Annotated in this window: 19 protein-coding genes; 6 read left to right on the top strand and 13 right to left on the bottom strand. The window is 59.0% G+C overall.

Annotation, left to right across the window (positions count from 1 at the left end; translation table 11 throughout):
- Positions 1–27: 27 nt before the first annotated feature.
- From hflX to dusB, 10 genes are all read right to left on the bottom strand, one after another.
- Positions 28–1,281 carry a GTPase HflX gene (hflX, locus tag J4E08_RS12095; RefSeq protein ID WP_349538711.1) on the bottom strand — a complete coding sequence of 418 codons (1,254 nt, stop codon included), beginning with the start codon at positions 1,279–1,281 and terminating at the stop codon, positions 28–30.
- A gap of 17 nt (positions 1,282–1,298) precedes the next feature.
- Positions 1,299–1,535: an RNA chaperone Hfq gene (gene hfq / locus J4E08_RS12090; RefSeq protein ID WP_005860899.1), complete on the bottom strand. Its 237-nt coding sequence runs from the start codon at positions 1,533–1,535 to the stop codon at positions 1,299–1,301.
- 126 nt (positions 1,536–1,661) lie between these two features.
- The gene (locus J4E08_RS12085) at positions 1,662–3,179 is read right to left on the bottom strand and encodes a TrkH family potassium uptake protein (protein WP_343055953.1); all 1,518 of its coding nucleotides are present in this window, start codon (positions 3,177–3,179) and stop codon (positions 1,662–1,664) included.
- 39 nt (positions 3,180–3,218) lie between these two features.
- A complete protein-coding gene (gene trkA, locus J4E08_RS12080; RefSeq protein WP_183967501.1) occupies positions 3,219–4,595 on the bottom strand; it encodes a Trk system potassium transporter TrkA in 1,377 nt (458 codons plus the stop codon).
- Positions 4,596–4,658: 63 nt separating this feature from the next.
- The gene (locus J4E08_RS12075; protein ID WP_349538710.1) at positions 4,659–5,267 is read right to left on the bottom strand and encodes a hypothetical protein; all 609 of its coding nucleotides are present in this window, start codon (positions 5,265–5,267) and stop codon (positions 4,659–4,661) included.
- Between the two features lie 27 nt (positions 5,268–5,294).
- Entirely contained in the window at positions 5,295–6,713 is a 1,419-nt protein-coding gene (gene ntrX, locus J4E08_RS12070) for a nitrogen assimilation response regulator NtrX (RefSeq protein ID WP_183967497.1), read from the bottom strand.
- Positions 6,710–8,947: a sensor histidine kinase NtrY-like gene (locus tag J4E08_RS12065; RefSeq protein ID WP_349538709.1), complete on the bottom strand. Its 2,238-nt coding sequence runs from the start codon at positions 8,945–8,947 to the stop codon at positions 6,710–6,712. The genes ntrX and J4E08_RS12065 overlap by 4 nt, the downstream gene beginning before the upstream one ends.
- 195 nt (positions 8,948–9,142) lie before the next feature.
- Positions 9,143–10,513, bottom strand: a complete 1,371-nt coding sequence (locus J4E08_RS12060; protein ID WP_349538708.1) for a response regulator — start codon at positions 10,511–10,513, stop codon at positions 9,143–9,145.
- Entirely contained in the window at positions 10,513–11,598 is a 1,086-nt protein-coding gene (locus J4E08_RS12055; RefSeq protein WP_183967493.1) for a two-component system sensor histidine kinase NtrB, read from the bottom strand. Before J4E08_RS12055 ends, J4E08_RS12060 begins: the two co-directional genes overlap by 1 nt.
- The gene (dusB, locus tag J4E08_RS12050) at positions 11,598–12,539 is read right to left on the bottom strand and encodes a tRNA dihydrouridine synthase DusB (protein WP_502949267.1); all 942 of its coding nucleotides are present in this window, start codon (positions 12,537–12,539) and stop codon (positions 11,598–11,600) included. The genes J4E08_RS12055 and dusB overlap by 1 nt, the downstream gene beginning before the upstream one ends.
- 239 nt (positions 12,540–12,778) lie before the next feature.
- Between dusB and J4E08_RS12045 the strand changes: the two genes are divergently transcribed.
- The 4 genes from J4E08_RS12045 to J4E08_RS12030 all read left to right on the top strand — a co-directional run bounded on the left by J4E08_RS12045 (position 12,779) and on the right by J4E08_RS12030 (position 16,283).
- Complete coding sequence (locus J4E08_RS12045) at positions 12,779–13,909, top strand: bifunctional 2-C-methyl-D-erythritol 4-phosphate cytidylyltransferase/2-C-methyl-D-erythritol 2,4-cyclodiphosphate synthase (RefSeq protein ID WP_349538706.1); 1,131 nt, start codon at positions 12,779–12,781, stop codon at positions 13,907–13,909.
- Positions 13,906–14,388, top strand: coding sequence for a phosphatidylglycerophosphatase A family protein (locus tag J4E08_RS12040; RefSeq protein WP_349538705.1), 483 nt, complete (start codon positions 13,906–13,908; stop codon positions 14,386–14,388). The genes J4E08_RS12045 and J4E08_RS12040 overlap by 4 nt, the downstream gene beginning before the upstream one ends.
- Complete coding sequence (locus J4E08_RS12035; protein ID WP_349538704.1) at positions 14,385–14,858, top strand: CinA family protein; 474 nt, start codon at positions 14,385–14,387, stop codon at positions 14,856–14,858. The genes J4E08_RS12040 and J4E08_RS12035 overlap by 4 nt, the downstream gene beginning before the upstream one ends.
- Positions 14,859–15,104: 246 nt before the next feature.
- On the top strand, positions 15,105–16,283 hold the full coding sequence (locus tag J4E08_RS12030) for an ammonium transporter (RefSeq protein ID WP_349538703.1): 1,179 nt from the start codon (positions 15,105–15,107) through the stop codon (positions 16,281–16,283).
- Positions 16,284–16,357: 74 nt separating this feature from the next.
- Here the strand turns inward: J4E08_RS12030 and J4E08_RS12025 are convergent, their stop codons facing one another.
- Positions 16,358–16,903, bottom strand: coding sequence for a hypothetical protein (locus J4E08_RS12025; RefSeq protein WP_349538702.1), 546 nt, complete (start codon positions 16,901–16,903; stop codon positions 16,358–16,360).
- 328 nt (positions 16,904–17,231) lie between these two features.
- On the bottom strand, positions 17,232–17,675 hold the full coding sequence (locus tag J4E08_RS12020) for a type II toxin-antitoxin system RatA family toxin (RefSeq protein ID WP_183967478.1): 444 nt from the start codon (positions 17,673–17,675) through the stop codon (positions 17,232–17,234).
- Between the two features lie 79 nt (positions 17,676–17,754).
- Between J4E08_RS12020 and hpt the strand changes: the two genes are divergently transcribed.
- Positions 17,755–18,297 carry a hypoxanthine phosphoribosyltransferase gene (hpt, locus tag J4E08_RS12015; RefSeq protein ID WP_183967476.1) on the top strand — a complete coding sequence of 181 codons (543 nt, stop codon included), beginning with the start codon at positions 17,755–17,757 and terminating at the stop codon, positions 18,295–18,297.
- A 137-nt stretch (positions 18,298–18,434) separates the two neighbouring features.
- Positions 18,435–19,316 (top strand): c-type cytochrome, encoded by an 882-nt coding sequence (locus J4E08_RS12010; RefSeq protein ID WP_349538701.1) that lies wholly within the window; start codon positions 18,435–18,437, stop codon positions 19,314–19,316.
- A 55-nt stretch (positions 19,317–19,371) separates the two neighbouring features.
- On the opposite strand, the gene lipA is transcribed toward J4E08_RS12010, so the two are convergent.
- Positions 19,372–20,331, bottom strand: coding sequence for a lipoyl synthase (gene lipA, locus J4E08_RS12005; RefSeq protein ID WP_349538700.1), 960 nt, complete (start codon positions 20,329–20,331; stop codon positions 19,372–19,374).
- Between the last annotated feature and the right edge of the window lie 35 nt (positions 20,332–20,366).

Genomic DNA, 20,366 nt, shown 5'->3' with positions numbered 1-20,366 from the left:
CGCGCGCTGCCTTCATTCTGCCAAAGGTTAAAGCGATTCGAAGCGCGCCCGATCCCTCGCAGACCAGTTGACGGACAGAAGATAGCCGTCCTCATCCTGCGTTTCGGTTTCGACCAGACCCTTCTCGAACAGCCAGGCGCGTTGACGCCCCATGCTAAAGCTCAACCGCAGGTCGTCCTGCCGCCGTTCTTCGCCAAGCGCATACGTGACGGCCTCCAGAAAGGCGTCCAACCCAGCCCCTGTGATGGCGGAAGTGGCAAAAACCGTGTCATCACGGGCGGCCCGCGTCGCCAAAACTTCCTGAGCTTCGTCGTCTAACTTGTCGATTTTGTTCCACAATTCCAGTTGCGGCGTTTCCTCATTGACGCCGAGGCCGTCAAGGATCGTCCGAACGTCCCTCGCCTGCGCTTCCGTCTCCGGATGCGAGATATCTCGTACGTGCACGATCACATCGGCGGCCAGAACCTCCTCCAGCGTCGCACGGAAGGCGGCCACCAGTTCGGTCGGCAAATCACTGATGAAACCCACGGTATCAGACAGGATTACATCCGCACCGGTGGGAAGCTGTACAGCCCGCATGGTCGGGTCCAGCGTGGCGAAAAGCATGTCTTTCGCCATCACCTCCGCCCCGGTCAAACGATTGAAAAGCGTGGATTTTCCCGCGTTCGTATAGCCCACCAAAGCAACGATGGGATACGGCACCTTGGCCCGCGCCTTGCGGTGCAACTCACGTGTCTTAACCACTTTGTCGAGCTGCCGACGCAGGCGCACAAGCTGCTCATCAATCGCGCGACGGTCCGCCTCGATCTGTGTCTCACCGGGGCCACCGACGAAGCCAAGCCCGCCTCGCTGCCGCTCCAGGTGGGTCCAGGCCCGCACCAGACGCGTGCGCTGATAGCTCAGATGCGCCATCTCGACCTGAAGGACGCCTTCACGCGTCGCAGCCCGATCCGAAAAGATCTCCAGGATCAAGCCGGTTCGGTCGAGCAGCTTGACCTTCCATTCCTTTTCAAGATTTCGCTGCTGCACAGGCGTGACAGGGCCATCGACAAGAACCAGCTCGATCTCATTCTCCTCTAGCAAGGTTTTGAGTTCGCTGATCTTTCCGGTACCAAACAGATGCCCGGGATGCGGGTCGCGCAATGGAACAACAGTGGCCCCCACGACCTCCAGATCGGGGAGCGCCAAAGCAAGAGAAACGGCTTCTTCCAAGGCCAAATCGGCGGCGCGACGTGTCCCAGGAGCCTTGATATCGGGATGCAGGACCCAGGCGCGGGTCACTGGTGTGTCATTTTCGTTCAGTTGTCTTCACCGTCATAAAGGTTGATCGGCTGGCCCGGCATAATGGTCGAAATCGCATGCTTGTACACAAGTTGTGATTGACCATCGCGGCGCAACAGCACGCAAAAATTGTCAAACCAAGTGATAACACCTTGGAGTTTAACGCCGTTGATGAGGAAGACGGTGACCGGCACCTTTGTCTTGCGCACATGGTTCAGGAACGCATCCTGGAGATTCTGTCTGTCGGAAGCCATTGGTTTGCCTTTGTTCTTGCCTTTAGCCCGTCCCTCTGGGCCGCCCACGCGTCGGGGAGTATGTCCAACACGTGCCGGAGATACCAGACGAAAAATTAACCCTATATGGCACCTGTTGCCATAGGGTCAACTCCGCCAGCTGTCCGGGCTGAGCATGACAATAACCGCCAGCAATTCCAAGCGCCCCAGCACCATTGCCCCACACAGCAGAACCTTTGCGTGCCAAGCATGTGCGCTGATGTCCAGTGCAATCTGCGGCGCGACATCGATCAGTGGTCCAGTGTTGGCCAGCGTGGCAATTGTCACAACAATCGCGTGCTCGAAGGAAAATCCGTAAATACCTAGGATCATTGTCATAATTGCCAGCGTAACAGCGAAAAGCATAAAGAACACCCACGCGATAAACGCGCCCTCGCGCCGCAATCTTCGCCCCAAAAGGCCGGCACCGCCGATGGATGACGGATGCACCAATCGCTCTATCTCGCGTTTGCCATTGAGATAAAGCGCGTACACACGCAACAGCTTTACACCGCCTGCAGTGGTCGCAACTCCGCCACCCACCAATGCCAGGCCCATCAGGATGATGCCTGGTGTAGGCAATCCGGACCAGTCTTGCGCAGTGTCCCAATCGGCGCTGACAAACCCGTTGGTTGTCAGAAAGCTCGCCGCTGTAAAGAGCCCGCCCCACAGCGCGCGCAAACCGGCAAGCCAATTCTGCTCGTCGCCCACATCGAACGCCGCTGCCCAATGCCGCAAAAATAGCGCGATAGGCACGACAACTACGATGATAAGGCCCAGCCGAAATTCGGGGTCGTACCACAGTCCGCGCTCTTGCCGCGTGTCATTGGAAAAGGTCTGCCGGGACAGGGCAAAGCCCAGGAAAAGAAAGAGGATAACCTCGCCCCAAATGCCGCTGGGCGCAGTCTCGACACCGCCGAGAGGCGAAATGCCGGATGTGGAGAGCACTGCCATCGCGTGTGTCAGCGCGATCAGAGGCGGGTCGCCCGCCACCAGCAACATGACCGACAGGGCCAGCGTCAGGCCAAAATACAGCGGAACCAAAGCTTCGACACTGCGCCAAAGCCGAAACTGAGGGTCGCTCACACCGCTGCGCACCACTCCGGTCAAAATCGATTGACCTGGCTCACCACGCGCTGTCACCTCGAACCCGCCAAGCGCCAGAGGCGCCATGATTGCGGATGCCGCGACCCACATCAGAAGCCCCCCCATCCAGCCAACTTGCGCGCGCCAAAGATGTTCAGGCCCTGACAATCGCACCGGATCGAATAGGCTGGCACCGGTGGTGGTAAACGCCGAGACCATCTCAAAATAAGCACTGGCGAATGTTGTGGTGCGTACCGCCTCCTGGAAGGGGATCGCCATGAAAAGCGGCAGGAATACGAATGCTGCGGCGAGCGCCAGAAGCTGTCGCAAAGGGCTGCGGTTGTGGCTTCGGTTGGACAGGGCAATGCCGACCAGCACCGTTAAAACGCTGCCAATGATTGCACCGTACAGGAATGTACGCGCGTCGTGATGTTCTTCAATCGCTAGGGCAAACCCTGCCGGCAACAGCATCGACAAAGAGGCCAGTCCCATCAGGGACAAGAACAATGGAAGACGGGACAGCGTCTTCACCGCGGGCACACAATATCAGTAGCACACATGGGGTAACCCCTTCTGTGGTCAGAAGAAATCAATCGACACCTGCAGTAGACGCTCAACTTCGGGAACGTCACCGGACAGGCAGAACAAAACGATTTGGTCACCCTCATCAATGCGCAGGCTGCCTTTGGGCCTGACCACTTCATCGCCTTTGCGGACCGCGCCAACAAGCACACCTTCCGGAAAATCAATGTCCCGTATCAGCGCGCCGCTGATTGGCGAGGTCGAGAGCACTTCTGCTTGGATGACTTCAGCTTCAGCATCCCCGATGGAGTAGACCATACTGACCTTGCCGTGCCGTATATGCCGCAAAATCGAGGAAACGGTGGTGGAGCGGGGGTTGATATAGGCGTCGATACCGAGCGGTTCCATCAGCGGCACCAGAGTCGGATCGTTGATGAGCGCGATCACCATCCGGCATCCAGCGGCCTTGGCGCGCACGGCCGTCAACATGTTAACCTTGTCATCGTCTGTGACACACAGCGCAGCGTCGGCGCGTTCGATGCCTGCTTCGCTTAACAGCGACTGGTCCAAACCGTCGCCATGCAAAACGATGGTGCGCTCCAGGGCCTCTGCGGCCTGTTCCGCGCGCTTTCGGCTGCGTTCAATGACTTTGGCCCGGACCCGTTGCGTCCGTTTTTCCAGCTGGCGCGCCACGGAAAGGCCGACATTACCGCCACCGACGATAACGACACGCTCCAGTTTACGAACCTGTTTGCCAAAAATTTCCAGCGTTCGCTGCACGTCCTCCGCATGGACCATGATGTAACAGCTGTCGCCCGGGAATAATTGATCGGCGCTTTCCGGTGCAAACAAGGTCCCCTCGCGACGGACGCCAACGACCACGGCGCGAAGTGTCGAAAACAGGTCGGACAGCTGGCGAAGTGGCGTGTTGACGATGGGGCAATCATCTTCGATCGCCAAGCCCATAAGCTGCGCCTTTCCATCGAGAAATTTCTCGGTGTCAAAGGCCACAGGCGCGTAGAGGCGCTGCAAGGCGGCATCTGCCACCTCCCGCTCTGGGGAAATCACGACGTCGATAGGGAGGTGATCACGGCGATAAAGGTCTGAATAAATCGCGGTCAGGTAGCTTTGTGCACGCAATCGGGCAATCTTGCGCGGAACAGCAAACACCGAATGCGCCACCTGGCAGGTGACCATGTTCACCTCGTCCGAGAAGGTCGCGGCGATGATCATGTCCGCATCTTTCGCGCCGGCCCGATCCAATACATCCGGATAGGAGGCAAAGCCGCTAATGCCCTGAACATCCAGTGTATCGGTCGCGCGCCGCACAAGGTCGGGATTATTGTCGACGACTGTCACGTCGTTGCGTTCACCGGACAAATGACGAGCGATTTGCCATCCGACCTGACCCGCGCCACAAATAATGACCTTCATGGCCGCCTCCAGTTCTTTGGCTTGGCATTGCACGGGCACTCTGCGCCGTCAATATCGAGCAGGTCACCCACCTTCGGCCACGCGCGCCTGCCATTCCCTCTTCCAGGCAAAGACTTCTTCGCGCGCATCCCAATGATAGCGCGGGTCTTCTAGAACGGGCCCCCACCAAAGGCGCCCCAACCCTTGCCGCCAAGGATCTAGTACGATCCCCTGCTCCATCGCGGCATCCTTGGCAGAGACGATCAGAACAGAGTGCTCCAGCTTGATGTTCCGGGAGTTCGCGATTGCGCGATGCAAATCAATGGTTTGGAGATTAAGTCCCCACATGGCGACCTGAAGATCATCGGCCCAGTCCTTACACAAACCGCGTGGCCGCAGGCCGTGATTGACCTTCATGTTGTGGAGGAGTGGTGGATCTTCGACGTTCCATTCCTGGGCCCACTCGAGAGGCTCCATCACGGCGACTTCGGCGACACGCTGCGCTTCGTCCGGATCAACACCGGGACCAAGCGCCAGCAAATCCGCTTTCAGAGCCATAACCTTGGCCGCTTCCGGAGTTTGTTGCTCGGAAAACGCCAAATTCGGCATACTGGCGTCGGTCTTTGGCATGGTGCAGCCGGTTGCAAGCCCCGTCAGGGCGCAAAGCGATATGGCCAGTATCATCTGTTTCATATGATCTTTCCTGCCGGTTTTCGTGCTCTAACCGACTTCTTGAACGTGGTCGTCGTTGACGTGGGCGACCCTTGCGCCGGTTTTGGCGGAGGTGACAACCCCCAGCGATTTCAATTTGCGGTGCAAAGCAGAGCGCTCCATGCCAACAAATGACGCCGTCCGCGAGATGTTTCCGCCGAACCGATTGATCTGAGTCAGCAGATACTCCCGCTCAAACGCTTCGCGCGCTTCTCGCAACGGCAGTGTTGCAAGCGTCCCCGACAGCACCACACGCCCTTCTCCGGCCTCTTCGACACCGGCCTCCTGCGGCAGTTCGCGCGCCTCGATCGGGCCATTCCCATCCCCGAGGATCAGCACACGCTCCACCAGGTTTTTCAACTGCCGAACGTTGCCTGGCCATGTCATCGTCTGCATCAATGCGACAGCGTCGTCGGTCAGGTCACGCATTGGCAGCCCTTGGGAGGCATTGCATCCTTCGATAAAGTGACGCGCCAGAACCGGAATATCCTCGCGCCGTTCCGCAAGCGAGGGGACCGCGATCGGCACCACATTCAGACGGTGGTACAGTTCCTCCCGAAAACGACCAGCTGCGATTTCTTCTTGCAGATCGCGGTTGGTCGAGGAAATCACGCGCAGATCCACACGCACCTTGTCGTTTCCGCCAACCCTTTGAAATTGCTGATCGACCAATACGCGCAGGATTTTCGACTGGGTGCCGAGTGGCATGTCCGCGACTTCGTCAAAATAGACCACGCCGCCATGCGCCTGCTCCAACAGGCCCGGCTCGATGCCGCGCGTTGCAGATTCCTTGCCGAAGAGCATGGCCTCCATCATCTCCGGTTCGACACCTGCGCAATTCACGGTGACAAATGGCGCCGTCGCGCGCGCTGAATTAGAGTGAATGTAGCGGGCCGCCACATCTTTGCCCGCGCCGGCAGGACCCGTGAGCATCACGCGGCCGTTGGACTTCGTCACCTTTTCAAGATGGCTGAGCAGTCCACGGAAAGACGGGCTTTCACCGATCATTTCTGCCTGTTTGACTTCACCACGCTTAAGCTGCTGGTTTTCGCGCCGCAGGGTCGAGACCTCCATCGCGCGACGGATCACCACCAGCAACTGGTCAATATTAAAGGGTTTCTCGATGAAATCATACGCCCCCTGCTTGATCGCTGCGACCGCGATCTCGATATTGCCATGGCCGGAAATGATGACCACCGGGATGTCAGGATTGTCGCGTTTGACGGTTTTGAGAATATCAATCCCGTCCATCTTGCTGTCCTTCAGCCAGATGTCGAGGATAAGCAGCGAAGGCGGTTCCGCGTTGATCAAGGCCATGGCATCGTTGGAGTTTCCAGCAAGCCGTGTCTTGTACCCCTCGTCTTCGAGGATATCTCCGATCAATTCACGGATATCGCGTTCGTCGTCGACAATCAAAATATCGCTCATGCCGTTTTCTCCATGGTTTCGTTCTCAAAGTCGGTGTCTGGGTGCCCGGCAGCCGGTGTCAGAGGCAGCCGGATGGTTGCCATCGCGCCACGGTGGCCCCCCTCGTCAAAGGGAGGCGCGTCGTCCAAGCTCAGCGTACCGCCGTGTTCTTCTATGATTTTCTTGACGATGGGCAGACCAAGGCCGGTGCCTTCGCTCCGTGTCGTGACGTAAGGTTCAAACAAGGCGGCGCGATCCTCTGGCAGACCAATGCCGTTATCCATGATGCGGATTACCGCATCACTGCCATCAACCTCGGCCGCGATACGGATCTGCGCCTCATAATCCTCCGGCGCACCGTCCGAAATCAGACTTTGCGTGGCCTCGCCTGCGTTTTTGATCAAGTTGGTGAAAGCCTGTCCAATCATGCCGGCGTCCAACTCAGATCGCATCTGACCCTTTGGAATATCGCTGTGAAAGCGCACGTCTGGCTGTCCGCTGTCTTGCAGTAGAACCGCGCCGCGCAGCAGATCACCGATGTCTTCGGGACGCCGTTCGGGTTCCGGCATCCGCGCAAATTTGGAAAACTCATCCACGATTCGACGCAACCCATCCGTCTGTCGGATGATCACGCCAGTCATGTCTTCAAGTTTTTCTGCGTCCTCTTCGTCGAGTTGTCGTCCGAACTTGCGCCTGATGCGTTCAGCCGACAGTTGGATCGGGGTCAGCGGGTTCTTGATCTCGTGTGCGATCCGACGGGCCACATCGCCCCAAGCCGCCATGCGCTGCGCACTGACAAGGTCGGTCACATCGTCAAAGGCCATGACATAGCCTTCGAGGCTTTCGTCTCTGCGCCGGCGCGTGGACACCCGGACCAACAGGTTTTCCAGACGCCCCTCGCGCACGACTTTGATCTCCTGCTGAACCATCTCGCGGTTCTCGCTGCGTAGCTTTTCAAAAAGCTCGCCGAATTCTGGCACAGCCACCATGATCGGATCAGACCGGTGGTTGTCGTGCCATCCCAGCAATCGCTCGGCCGAACGGTTGACGAAAGTCACCTTTCCCATCGGGTCCAGCCCCACAACACCCGATGTCACGCTGGTCAGGACCGAGTCGAACAGGCGTTGGCGGCGCTCAATCTGGCGGGTGTTTTCCAAAAGCGTTTCGCGCTGCGCCTTCAGCTGATGGGTCATCTGGTTGAAGTACCGGCCCAGCATGGAGATCTCGTCGTCGGTCTCTTCTTCGAGCACCTGCACATCCAGATTGCCACGCCCGACCTCCTGCGCGGCACCGGCCAGACGCCCTACCGGTCGGGCTAGACGCTCTGCAAACCACAGACCGGCCAAGGTCGCAGCGAGTATCAAAAGTACGGCAAAGCCTAGATAAAGAAGCGCAAAGTCGAAGAGGCGGCGGCCTCGTTCGGTTTCCTGTTGCTGGTAAAAGCGCGCAGTCTCCTGCGTCTCGTCGAGCAGCTTCAGGATTTTTCCATCGACATCACGACTGACATAAAGGTAGCGATCGACGAACGCCTCCAGCGGGACCAAAGCGCGAAGCTCGTTAATGTCGTAATCAGTGACAAATGCGATGCCGTCGGCCTCGGCACGGGCGAAATCCTCCGGCCCGGGCTGTTCGTAGTCAAACAGGTAAGAGCGCTCGCCGCGGGCCCGGATGTCCCCTGCCCCATTGATTACGAAGGCCTCGCGCAATCCACGCTGGATCTGCCCCTGCCCCTGCCCCAGCAACCGCCTCAGCGCGCCATCGTCCACGATGACGGTCGCGCGGCGGTTCATATCAAGATACTGCGACAAGGCCTGAGCATCCTGCGCCAGCCCGTCACGGGTTTGGTCTTCGTAGGCTTCAGCGGCGGCGCGTGACGCGCTGACCACGTTTTGCACACGTGTGGAAAACCACGTTTCCAGACCGATGTTGATTGTGAGTACGGCAAAGACCGCGACCGTGATCGTTGGCAGAAGGGCCATCAAAACAAACGCTGCGGTCAAACGCAGGTGTAGGCGCGAGCCGGCCGACTGATTGCGCCGCGCAGACACCATGCGCGCCACGCGCGTCAGAACCAGTGCCGCCAGCAACAGCACGTAAACAAGATCCGCCAACAGCACCAGCCGAAGGCTAAGCGCCGAAGTGCCCCGGTCCAACGGCCCCAAAACCATGAAGGTCGCAAACGCCAGAACAGGCCCAAGCGCGACCAACAAAAAGGTCATGAGGTTGTTAAACCACCGTCGCCGGCGCATCCGCATGAGCCAAGCCCATGTCGGAGACCGGAACGAAATACGTGCCCGCGTGGCCACAGCCCACCCTCATCAATGTCGCGACAAATGCCTGTTTTCAGGTCATCTGCGCGAAAACCGCCATTTATCGTGCGCCTTCTCACCGCGCCGCCCGCGAAGATTTTCACGAAGCATTGCGGCGGGGTCACACTTACTGTGGCTGTTTTACATCAATTTGCGGCGCCGTGTCACGCGAATATCCAGATCTGTGATCTTTTTCCTGAGAGTATTTCGGTTGATGCCCAGCAGATCGGCGCATTTCGCCTGATTCCCGCCCGTCGCCTCCAGCGCGATTTCGATAAGCGGGGCTTCGACTTCGCGGATAATACGGCCATGCAATCCCGGAGGCGGCAGCATCGCGCCATGCAGATCGAAATAGCGACGCAAGTGGCGTGCAACGCTTTCTCCCAGCTTGTCGCTGTCACCACCGCGCAGAACAGGACCAGTTTCAGGCTGGTTGCCCAGAACCGCTTCGACCTCGTTGCGCGCGATTTCCTCGGAGCGGCTGGTCAGGCTGAGACGGCGCACGGCGTTTTCTAACTGGCGCACATTGCCCGGCCACGAATAGACGCGGAACAGATCCACGGCCCCTTCCGAGAGCCAGCGTTTCGGCGCACCCTCGCGCTCTGCACGCGCAAGGAAATGCTCCGTCAGCAGGGCGATATCCTCAACCCGCTCACGCAGGCTCGGCACTTGGATGGCGGCGCCGTCGAGACGGTAGAACAAATCCTGCCGAACCTTGCCACCTTCGATCAGGGTTTGCGGATCCATTTGGCTGGACGCGAGGAAGCGTGGCACATGGTCGCCCGGCACATCCATCATGCGCACAATGCGCGCCTGAATCTCATCCGGCACATCTGCGATCTCATCCACCAGCAGCGTGCCGCCCTTCACCCGCGCCAAGACACGAGCCGGACCGTCCAGGTCTGACAAATCACCTGCCGTCACAGTCACAAAAGGCAGAGTACGCCTGTCAGAAAAATCGTGCAGTGCCTTTGCAATCAATGACTTGCCGGTGCCGCTTTCACCCGTGATCAAAACAGGCAGATCGGTGTTCATCACCTTCGCCACCAGACGATACAGCGCCTGCATCGCAGGTGTCTTGCCCACCAATGGCAGTTCGTCAGGTTCGTCCGCGCCAACCACCTGCTCGTCACGGCGCGGCGTGCGGCCGCGGCTGTCCAAAGCCTTGGCCGTGCGCTTCATAAGGTCCGGAAGATCGAAAGGTTTCGGCAGATAATCGTAGGCTTCCGCCTCCGCTGCCTGAATGGCCGTCATGATGGTATTCTGGGCGGAAATGACAATGACCGGCAGGCCGGGACGATCCTCCCTGATCTTCGGCAACATCTCCAAGCCATTTCCATCGGGCATCATCACGTCGGAGATGACCACATCCCCCTTCCCTTCGCCAACCCAACGCATCAATGTCGTCAGCGAGGAGGTCGCGTGCACCTTGCATCCAGCGCGCGTCAACGCCTGCGTCAACACAGTGCGGATCGTGCGGTCGTCATCCGCGACAAGTACGGTGCCGTCCATCAGCTCTTCTCCTTATTCGCCTTGGGGGGGCGGGGCAGCGATATGCGAAACACCGTACGTCCAGGTACGGAGTCCACGGAAATCCAACCGTCGTGATCGGATATGATTTTGCTCACAAGCGCGAGCCCGAGACCCGTGCCGTTTTCCTTGCCCGACACAAAGGGGTCAAAGATGTCCCCCCTGATTGCGGGCGGCAGGCCGGGACCATCGTCAATGATCTCGAATTGCAGCGGCAGCGTCTGGCCGCTGCCATCGGCACGGCGCAGGCGGAAGCTGTGTTCGTAATATGTGTGTAGACGAATGGTGCCGCCGCTGATCGGATCAGCGGCCTCGGATGCATTCTTGATCAGGTTCAGCACCACTTGCAGAAGTTGATCGGGATCGCCCCACGCCATCGGAAGTGAGGGATCATAGTCTTCGATGATCTTCATATGTGCGCCGAACCCCAGCAAAGCGGAGCGGCGGGCGCGGTCCAGAACGTCATGTATGTTGACTTCGCGCCGGTCGGGAGCTGACAGGTTGCCGAATTGCTCCACCTGCTCCAGCAGTTTCACGATGCGACGCGTCTCGGCCACGATCAGATCCGTGAACTCCAGATCTTCCTTCGGAAGGTTCATGCTGAGAAGCTGCGCGGCGCCGGTGATGCCTGCCAGCGGGTTCTTGATCTCATGCGCAAGCATTTCGGCCATGCCAATGGCGGATTTGGCTGCGGATTTCACGCTGTGGTTCTGCGTCATGCGGCCCGCCAATTCGCGCGGCGAGATCAGCATGACCATCCACCCCTCGCGCCCTTGCAGCGGCGCAATTTGCAGATTGCAAACCAGGGGCGCACGGCTGCCGGTCCCGACGTAGACATCGTTCACAAACAGTGGCGTGCCATGCTCCCGCGCCCGGCTGAGGCTTTCCTCCAACGGATCATCGACAGCGAGGCGGTCCCAAATTGGCTGGCCCTGCAACCACTTGGCCGAATTGTTGAGAAAAATCTCGGCAGCCGGGTTCAAATCTCCGATCCGCTCCTTCTCGTCGATCAGAATGGCCGGAACGGGCAGCGACGACCAGATCGTCATGTCCTGTGCATTCTCCATCACGCGACCGCCTGCGCTTGCGCGGACAATGCATCCGGAATCAGCCGCAGAACCTTGGTAGTGTCCCGCTCCGTCAGCAGCGCCGTGCGCAGTTCCGGCGGCGTCTGCACGTGATCCATGTACCAGCCAAGGTGCTTTCGGGCGACGCGGTTGCCCAAGGTCGGACCGTAGAAATCCAGCATAGATTCGTAATGTTCTGAAACCATCGAAATCAGATCGTCTCCTTTTGGAATATCGGGGGGCGGCGCACCGTAGAGATCAGCCGCCACCTGAGCCAGAACCCAAGGCGCCCCTTGCGCGCCACGTCCGATCATCACTCCGTCGGCGCCGGACTGCTTCAGCGCCAAACGAGCCGTATCGGCGTCGATGATGTCGCCATTGGCCACAACCGGTATATCGACCGCATCGCGCACATCTCGGATGGCCGCCCAGTCGGCGGAGCCTTTGTAAAACTGGCAGCGGGTCCGGCCATGGATCACGACCATACGCACCCCGGCCCCTTCTGCCCGACGGGCCAAATCCGGCGCGTTGCGCGCTTCATCATTCCAGCCCAGACGTGTTTTCAGCGTCACCGGCAGATCGACCGCGTTCACAACGGCTTCGATCAAACGCAAGGCATGATCAGGCACCTGCATAAGCGCCGACCCAGACCAGCCGCCTGTGACCTTCTTGGCGGGGCACCCCATGTTGATGTCGATGAGTTTCGCGCCCATATCCGCGACCATGCGCGCGGCCTCTGCCATCGCTTCAGGCTCTCGCCCCGCGATCTGCACAGAGGTGTTTTCAATCTGCGCGCCCAATTCGGCTTTTTCTCGCGTGCCCGGACGCGCAGTGAGAAATTCGCCGGACGCGATCATCTCTGACACAACGAGCCCGGCGCCGAACCGCGACACCAAAGTGCGAAACGGCAAGTCAGTGATTCCCGCCAGCGGTGCGAGCATAACGGGCGGATTTATCGAACGGTTTCCTATGGAAAGGGCCAATTGCCTAGTCCTTGTGCGGAGGTGCAAAACTGCATCCTTACCTGTCCGAAGTAGACGTGCTCTTGTATTTGTTCAATGTTTTGCCGCCTGTTCTGCGTGCAATCAGAAAACTTCGCCTACTTTTTAATCACCCAAGCCGAGTGTTGCACCACGGCCTCCGCGCCCCTATTAAAAGGAAAGCGAAGGATATCAGACGCATGGACACGGCAATCGTCATCGTGGCCGCCGGTCGCGGAAAACGCGCAGGCGGCGGCGTTCCCAAGCAGTGGCGAGACGTCGCAGGCAAACCCGTTGCGCGCTGGACACTGGACACGTTGGCGCCCTTCGGGCGGTTGGTGATGGTCATTCACCCCGATGATCGAACAGACGCGGAAGCCGTATGTGACGGTCTGGATGTCCTGCTCATCGATGGCGGAGCGGAGCGCCACGTCTCTGTCCGGCGCGGGTTGGAGGCGCTGGTGGGGCAAAGCATTAAACATGTCTTGATCCATGATGTCGCGCGCTGCTGCGTGCCGCCGTGTATCGTGCAGGCCGTGCACCATGCGCTGACCACCCATCCCGGTGCCGCCCCTGCCCTGCCTGTCAGCGATGCGTTGTGGACGGGCACAGACGACATTGTGACCGGGACCCAGGACCGGAGCGGTCTATACCGCGCACAGACGCCACAGGGGTTTCACTTCGATAAAATTCTTGCGGCCCACCGTGCATGTGATTTCGCCACCGCCGACGACGTGGAGGTCGCCCGAGCCAGCGGTATGGATGTGGCAATCGTCACCGGCAGCGAAAGCAATCTCAAGATCACCGCGCCAGAAGACTTTCTGCGCGCTGAAAAACTGTTGCGAGGCAATATGGATGTAAGATTGGGCAATGGATATGATGTCCACGCCTTCGAAGAAGGCGACCATGTGATCCTGTGCGGTGTGCGCATTCCGCATAATCGCAAGCTCAAAGGGCATTCCGATGCGGATGTCGGGATGCACGCCGTGACGGATGCGCTTTACGGGGCCATGGCAGAGGGCGACATTGGCCGCCACTTCCCGCCGACCGATCCACAGTGGAAAGGCGCAGCATCCGAGATATTTCTAAGGCACGCGGTCGATCTGGCGGCGAAGCGTGGGTTCAGGATCGGCAATATCGACCTGACCCTGATCTGCGAGCGCCCCAAGATTGGTCCGCACGCGCATACGATGACACAGGAAATGGCCCGCATCATGGATCTCGACCCCGGACGCATCTCGATCAAGGCGACGACCTCCGAACAGCTGGGTTTCACCGGCCGCGAAGAAGGCATCGCCGCCATCGCAACCGCCACGTTGGTGGCATCGTGAGGTGGGTGGCCTCCGTCGCGGGCGTCGGATACTTGCGTCCAGCTCCTGGCACTTGGGGATCGCTTGCAGCACTGCCTTTGGGCTATTTCATCCATCAGCTTGGCGGTTTCGGCCTTCTGCTGGCAGCGGCCGTGCTTGTTTTCGGGCTGGGATGGTGGGCGACGAAGAAAGTCACTCAAGGTGATGATCACGACCCCTCTTGGGTGGTAATTGACGAAGTTGTCGGCCAATGGATCGCCCTTTTCCCCGTAAGCTACGGTGCGGGCATGATGGGGGTCGAGATCTGGCGTCTGTGGCCAGGCTGGATCGCAGGATTTGTGTTGTTCCGGCTGTTCGACATCTGGAAGCCGCTTTTGGTGGGATGGGCAGACCGGCGCGGTGACGCCTTGGGCGTCATGCTGGATGACGTGATCGCTGGCATCTTTGCCGCCGCTGTCGCCATCGTGCTCGCTGGTCTGGCGCATGGAGTGTTGATGTGACCCTTGCCGAGGATCTTTTGCAACGTGCCCGCGCGGCCTGTGCGATCGTGACCACCGCAGAAAGCTGCACCGGAGGTATGGTCGCGGCCGCCATCACCGATGTGCCCGGTTCGTCGGTTGTCTTTGAACGTGGGTTTGTCACCTACTCGAACGCCGCCAAGAGGGAGATGCTTGAGGTTCAGGAGGAGACGCTTGAAGCTCACGGCGCTGTGTCGGAAGAGGTGGCGCGCGAAATGGCAGAAGGCGCGCGACAGGCCGCCAAGGCGGACATCGCCGTGGCTATAAGCGGCATCGCGGGCCCCGGCGGATCAGAACACAAGCCCGAAGGTCGCGTCTGTTATGCCGTTGCCACGGCGTCCTCCATCTCGTCAGAGACCATCGACCATGGCGCTTTAGGTCGGGCAAATGTGCGCGCTGCAGCCACACAACATGCGCTGAAATTATTACGAGACGCGCTCCCGAACGGCTAAGGAAGGCCATCCCCACAACGGCAGAACGGATGCGATGAAGCACAGCGTCGGCTTTTTAAAAACGCTCAAAAATGATGCTACCCCTGAAAATACCGCCCTATCAGAGGGCTTTTGAAAAATCGCGTGATAATTAATCGCCCCAGAGCCCCTTTGACCATTTGTTCAGCACGGAAATTCTCCTAACCGCACGCGGACTGAAATTGCGGCCTACATAAAAGGCCGCGCGTCCGAGGGAAGGAGACCTTCATGGTTGGAGCGGATACCGCCTGGATCATCGTCGCCACAGCGCTGGTGCTGTTCATGACGCTGCCGGGGCTTGCATTGTTTTACGGTGGGCTTGTGCGTGGCCGAAATGTCTTGAGCGTGTTCATGCACTGCTATGCAATCGCGTGTTTGATGAGCATTCTTTGGTTTGCAGCCGGTTATTCCATCGCCTTTGGCCAAGGCAACGGGTTTTGGGGTGGTCTGGACAAGATGTTCCTGAACGGAATCGACGCCGAAACCCTCGCCGGCACTATTCCCGAAGTGCTGTTTTTCGCCTTTCAGATGACTTTTGCCATCATCACCCCCGCGCTGATCGTCGGCGCCTACGCAGAGCGGATCTCGTTTGGATTTGTCCTTCTGTTTTCCGGCCTTTGGATGCTGCTGTGTTATGCGCCCGTGACACATTGGATCTGGGGCGGCGGCATGATGGCGGACGGCGGCATTTTCGGTGAGGTCGGCGTAAAGGATTTTGCCGGGGGCATCGTCGTCCATGAAACCGCCGGTCTGGCCGCCCTCTTGATTGCCGTATTTCTCGGTCCGCGCAAGGAACACTCCAAACCGCCGCACAACCCGGGCTACGTTATGATCGGCGCATCAATGCTATGGGTTGGCTGGTTTGGCTTCAACGGCGGCTCCCAACTTGCAGCGGACGGCGGCGCAGCCATGGCAATGACCGTAACGCATATCTCCGCGGCGGCGGCCTCCCTCACCTGGGCGCTATGGGAGAAGATCAAGTTCGGCAAAGCCTCCCTGGTCGGCCTCGTCACCGGCACGATTGCCGGTCTTGCCTCTATCACGCCAGCCTCTGGATTCGTGACCCCGGTGCAAGCGCTGATCATTGGTTTGGTGGCAGGCGTGCTTTGTCAGGAAGCGGTGAACCTGATCCGTAACAGGCTGAAGATCGACGATACCCTGGATGTCTTTGCCGTGCATGGTGTCGGTGGCATCTTCGGCACGATCATGATCGCGGCCTTTGGGCTTGGTACGTGGACTGCGCAGCTTGGTGCGCTTGCGATCGTTGGGGGATTTACCATTGTGGTCACAGTGGCGCTGATCTTTGTGGTGCGGGCCATCACACCACTGCGTGTCGATGAAGACACCGAAGTCACCGGCCTCGACCTCGCAGTCCATGGCGAACGTGCCTACGATCACGCATCCTGATTAAGGATCTTCATGAAGGCAAACGGGCCCTCCGGGGGCCCCTTTGCCATCGACTGATTTCCAACATGAAATGATCAGGCGTCCATCAGCAGTTTGGCAGGCTCTACGCCGGATGTTGTCTCATTGGCATCTCTGTAGTTTTGAGCCGCCTGACGCGCCGGATCCTCTGCCTCAGAGGTGCCGACCGAGGCCTCCTCCGGGCCGCCAGCTTCGGTAATCTCCGAGCGTCGCTCGCGGAATTCAACGGATTGCTGATCGGTCCCACGCGGCGTGGCGCTTTCCCTTATGGCTTCAGACTGTGCTTCGCTGGCCTCTGCATCTTGCTCATCGGTTTCAACAGCGTCTTGCCGCGCCTGCATATCTATCACCAGGGCCGTCATGCGCCCTGTTTGCGATGTGGAAACGGCCGGCGTAGGAGCAGGTTCAGGCGTGACAGGGGTCGGTTCTGCCGTCGCCCCTGTGGCAGCGGGCAATCCTGCGCCCTGCGGCGACTCGCGGTATGAGGACCCACTCGCGGCCTCACGCGATTGCGCAGCGGGGGTCTGTTGCAGTTCCTGAATGGACCGTTGCGGCAGTGCCGCACCGGGCGTGTAAGTCGGTGCCGAAAAAAGTGAAGGCATCTTGGTCATCCCTTCGTAAGCTGTGTCACTTGTGCATTAGGGATGCCTTCAGAATCAGGCGAAACGGGGGCAAAGGCCCCGTGTTCCGCAGGAAACTTCCGTCGCTGGTTAACCTGATGTTCAGAGTCGAGCGAGTGTTGCCTGTCAGGCCGCCGCAACCACATAGGCAGCAGCGCGAGGGCTGCAAAGCCGAGCACTGACCACGCAAGTCGTTGCACTGACGAGAGGATTGATCTCACGAGACCCTCGGCGACAGGTCGGAGACCGGTGCAATGTCAAATGCAGCGGCACCTGCCTGTCACCTCTGATCGCGTGGTCGACAGTTCCCTTAGCCGTACAGCTCTGCCGCGCGTCGTTCGAACGCTCTCACGATTCGCTGCATGGCGTCGTTGAAGAACATGCTGGCAGCCCCCTGAAGGATGCGATTGCGGAATTCGAAATCGACGAAGAAAGACACCTCGCAGCCACCCTCCACATCCTTGAAGCCCCAGTTCGACACCATGTGGTGAAACGGACCGTCCAGATACTCAGTGTCGATGCGCATGTCTTCGGGATAGAGCGTCACGCGGGAGCCGAATTTTTCGCGGAAAACTTTGAACGATATGATGAGGTCCGCCAGAATGACCTCGTGGTCGCCCTCGTCTTGGCGTGACCGAATGCGAGCCGCAGCTGCCCACGGCAAGAATTTGGGATAGGATTCAACATCGGCCACCAGATCGTACATCTGTTGCGCCGTGTAGGGCAATTTGCGGGTCTCGGAATGGGTCGGCATCAGCTTGGCGGCGCGCTTCTTTCATGTGACAATACAAGATGGATGTCGTACGCCACGTACGGAAAATCAAGAGGTTGTGATGCCAGAGCGTCCTTATGTCGTAGACGAAATGATCACTGCAAAGGCCATCGCCGCGCGGGTCGAAGCTTTGTCGATGGAGATCGAGCGCGAATTTTCCAATACCGACAAGTTGGTGGTTGTGGGCCTGCTGCGCGGGTCGTTCATATTTATCGCAGATCTCGTGCGGGAATTATCCTTGGATGTGGAGGTCGATTTTCTCGAAGCCTCCTCCTACGGAAACGCCATGGAAAGCTCCCGCGAGGTGCGCATTCTGAAAGATCTTCGCTCCGGAATCGAGGGACGTGAGGTGCTGGTGGTCGAAGATATCGTCGACACGGGCCACACGCTGAACCACGTTGTGAACATGCTGCGCGCGCGCAAACCCGCACGGTTGAAGACCATCGCCCTCCTCGACAAACCGACGCGTCGTGAGGTGAATTTCCGCGCCGACTGGATAGGCTTCGACATTCCCGATGAATTTGTCGTGGGCTATGGGATCGATTTTGCTCAGAGTAATCGTAACCTGCCGTTCATTGGAAAGGTCCGGTTCACCGACGTCTAGGCGATTCACCCCCACCCGCGCGCTCGGCATGTTAGGATCATCGGTGAAGGCTCAACCTCTGCCCTGCGAATGAAGTCTCAACGGAGATACCTGATGTCCATTGCGTTTCCCTGCCCGTTTCTCGCTCAGGTGCAGCCATGAACCGGGCGCTGAAAATCCTCCTCCCGCTGGCGGTCCTCGGGGTCGGCGCAGGCGTCTGGCTTACAGCTCCGTCAAAAGTCGACGCCGCCAGGTTCGAAGCTCTCACCGGGGATGTTGAAGCTGGCAAGACGATCTTTACCGCCGCCGGATGTGCGTCGTGTCACCATGCCCCGGGCTCTGACGACAAACTTGTGCTGAGCGGAGGCCAGGCTTTTGCGTCTGCCTTCGGCACATTCTATGCGCCAAACATCTCCCCGTCAGACGCAGGTATCGGAGGCTGGTCCGTGGTCGATCTCGCCAATGCCGTGACGCAGGGCGTTGGAAAAGCGGGAGAACACCTTTACCCGGCCTTCCCCTACACGGCCTATACAAAGATGCTGGACCAGCAAGTCGCTGACCTTCACGCGTACATGCAAACTTTGCCACCTTCAGATACGACTTCACAACCGCATGATGTGGGCTTCCCCTTCAATATTCGCCGTAGCCTTGGCGGGTGGAAATTGCTCTTCTTCTCAGACGACTACGTCATGAGCGACCTGCCGGAGGGCGTGACCGAACGCGGGCGGGATCTGGTGGAAACCTTGGGCCATTGCGCCGAATGTCATACGCCCCGAAATGCGCTTGGTGGATTGGACACCTCCCGCTGGATGGCTGGGGCGCCGAATCCGTCGGGTCGCGGCGAGATCCCCGGACTGACGCCCACGCAACTGGATTGGTCAGCAACGGACGTGGCTTATTATCTTGAGTCGGGATTCACTCCAGATTACGACAGCGTGGGCGGACACATGGCCGAGGTGGTGGAGAATTTCTCCAAGTTGACCCCTGAGGACCGAGAGGCCGTTGCCGCCTACGTCAAGGCACTGCCCGCGTCCGACTGAAGAAAAGATGCGACTGTCAAAGCAGCCGCGTCAAAACGCAAATAGTCCTGTCAGATCAGGCGGGCGTTCGGCCTGCCAGCTTGGCCTTGCGCGCGTCGCGCAGACGGGCGAAATCGTCACCGGCATGATACGAAGAGCGCGTCAAAGGCGTGGCAGAAACCATGAGAAAACCCTTGCCATAAGCGGTCTTTTCGTAACCTGCAAACTCCTCCGGTGTCACGAAACGGTCCACCCGGTGATGTTTTGGCGTTGGTTGCAGGTACTGTCCAATGGTCAGGAAATCCACATCCGCCGCGCGCATGTCGTCCATGATCTGCGAAACAGATTGACGGTCTTCACCAAGACCAACCATGATTCCGGACTTTGTAAAAATCGACGGATCCAGTTCTTTAACCCGCTGCAAAAGGCGTAGCGAGTGGAAGTACCGCGCGCCCGGACGCACCGTTGGATAAAGTCCCGGCACGGTTTCTAGGTTGTGGTTGAAAACGTCCGGCTTTGCGTCGACGACGGTTTTCAGAACCTCGGGCGCACACTTCAGGAAATCCGGGGTCAGGATCTCGATCGTGGTGCCCGGTGCACGGTGGCGCACGGCGCGTATGGTCTGGGCGAAATGCTCTGCCCCGCCATCGTCCAGATCGTCGCGGTCCACGGAAGTGATCACCACATGGTTCAGACCCAGCTTTTGCACTGCATCCGCCACTCTGCCTGGCTCGAACACGTCAAGGGTGTCGGGGCGGCCCGTCGCCACGTTGCAGAACGTGCATCCGCGCGTACAGATCTCGCCCATGATCATCATGGTGGCGTGTCCTTGGCTCCAGCATTCGCCGACGTTCGGACAGCCCGCTTCCTTGCACACGGTGACGAGGTTGTGCTCATCCATGATGCGCCGTGTCTCGGCATAGCCCGCGCCGCCGGGCGCCTTGACGCGAATCCAATCCGGCTTCTTGGGCTGGGCATTGTCGGGGCGGTGCGCCTTTTCAGGGTGACGTTCGCCGGGGATCTTAAGATCGCGCATGGCTCTGGGCCTTTCGCAAAGACTGGGTTGCGGAT

The organism is Sagittula sp. NFXS13 (assembly GCF_040148795.1).
In the GTDB taxonomy this organism is placed as follows: domain Bacteria; phylum Pseudomonadota; class Alphaproteobacteria; order Rhodobacterales; family Rhodobacteraceae; genus Sagittula; species Sagittula marina.
This window is presented reverse-complemented; position numbering and strand designations above follow the sequence as displayed.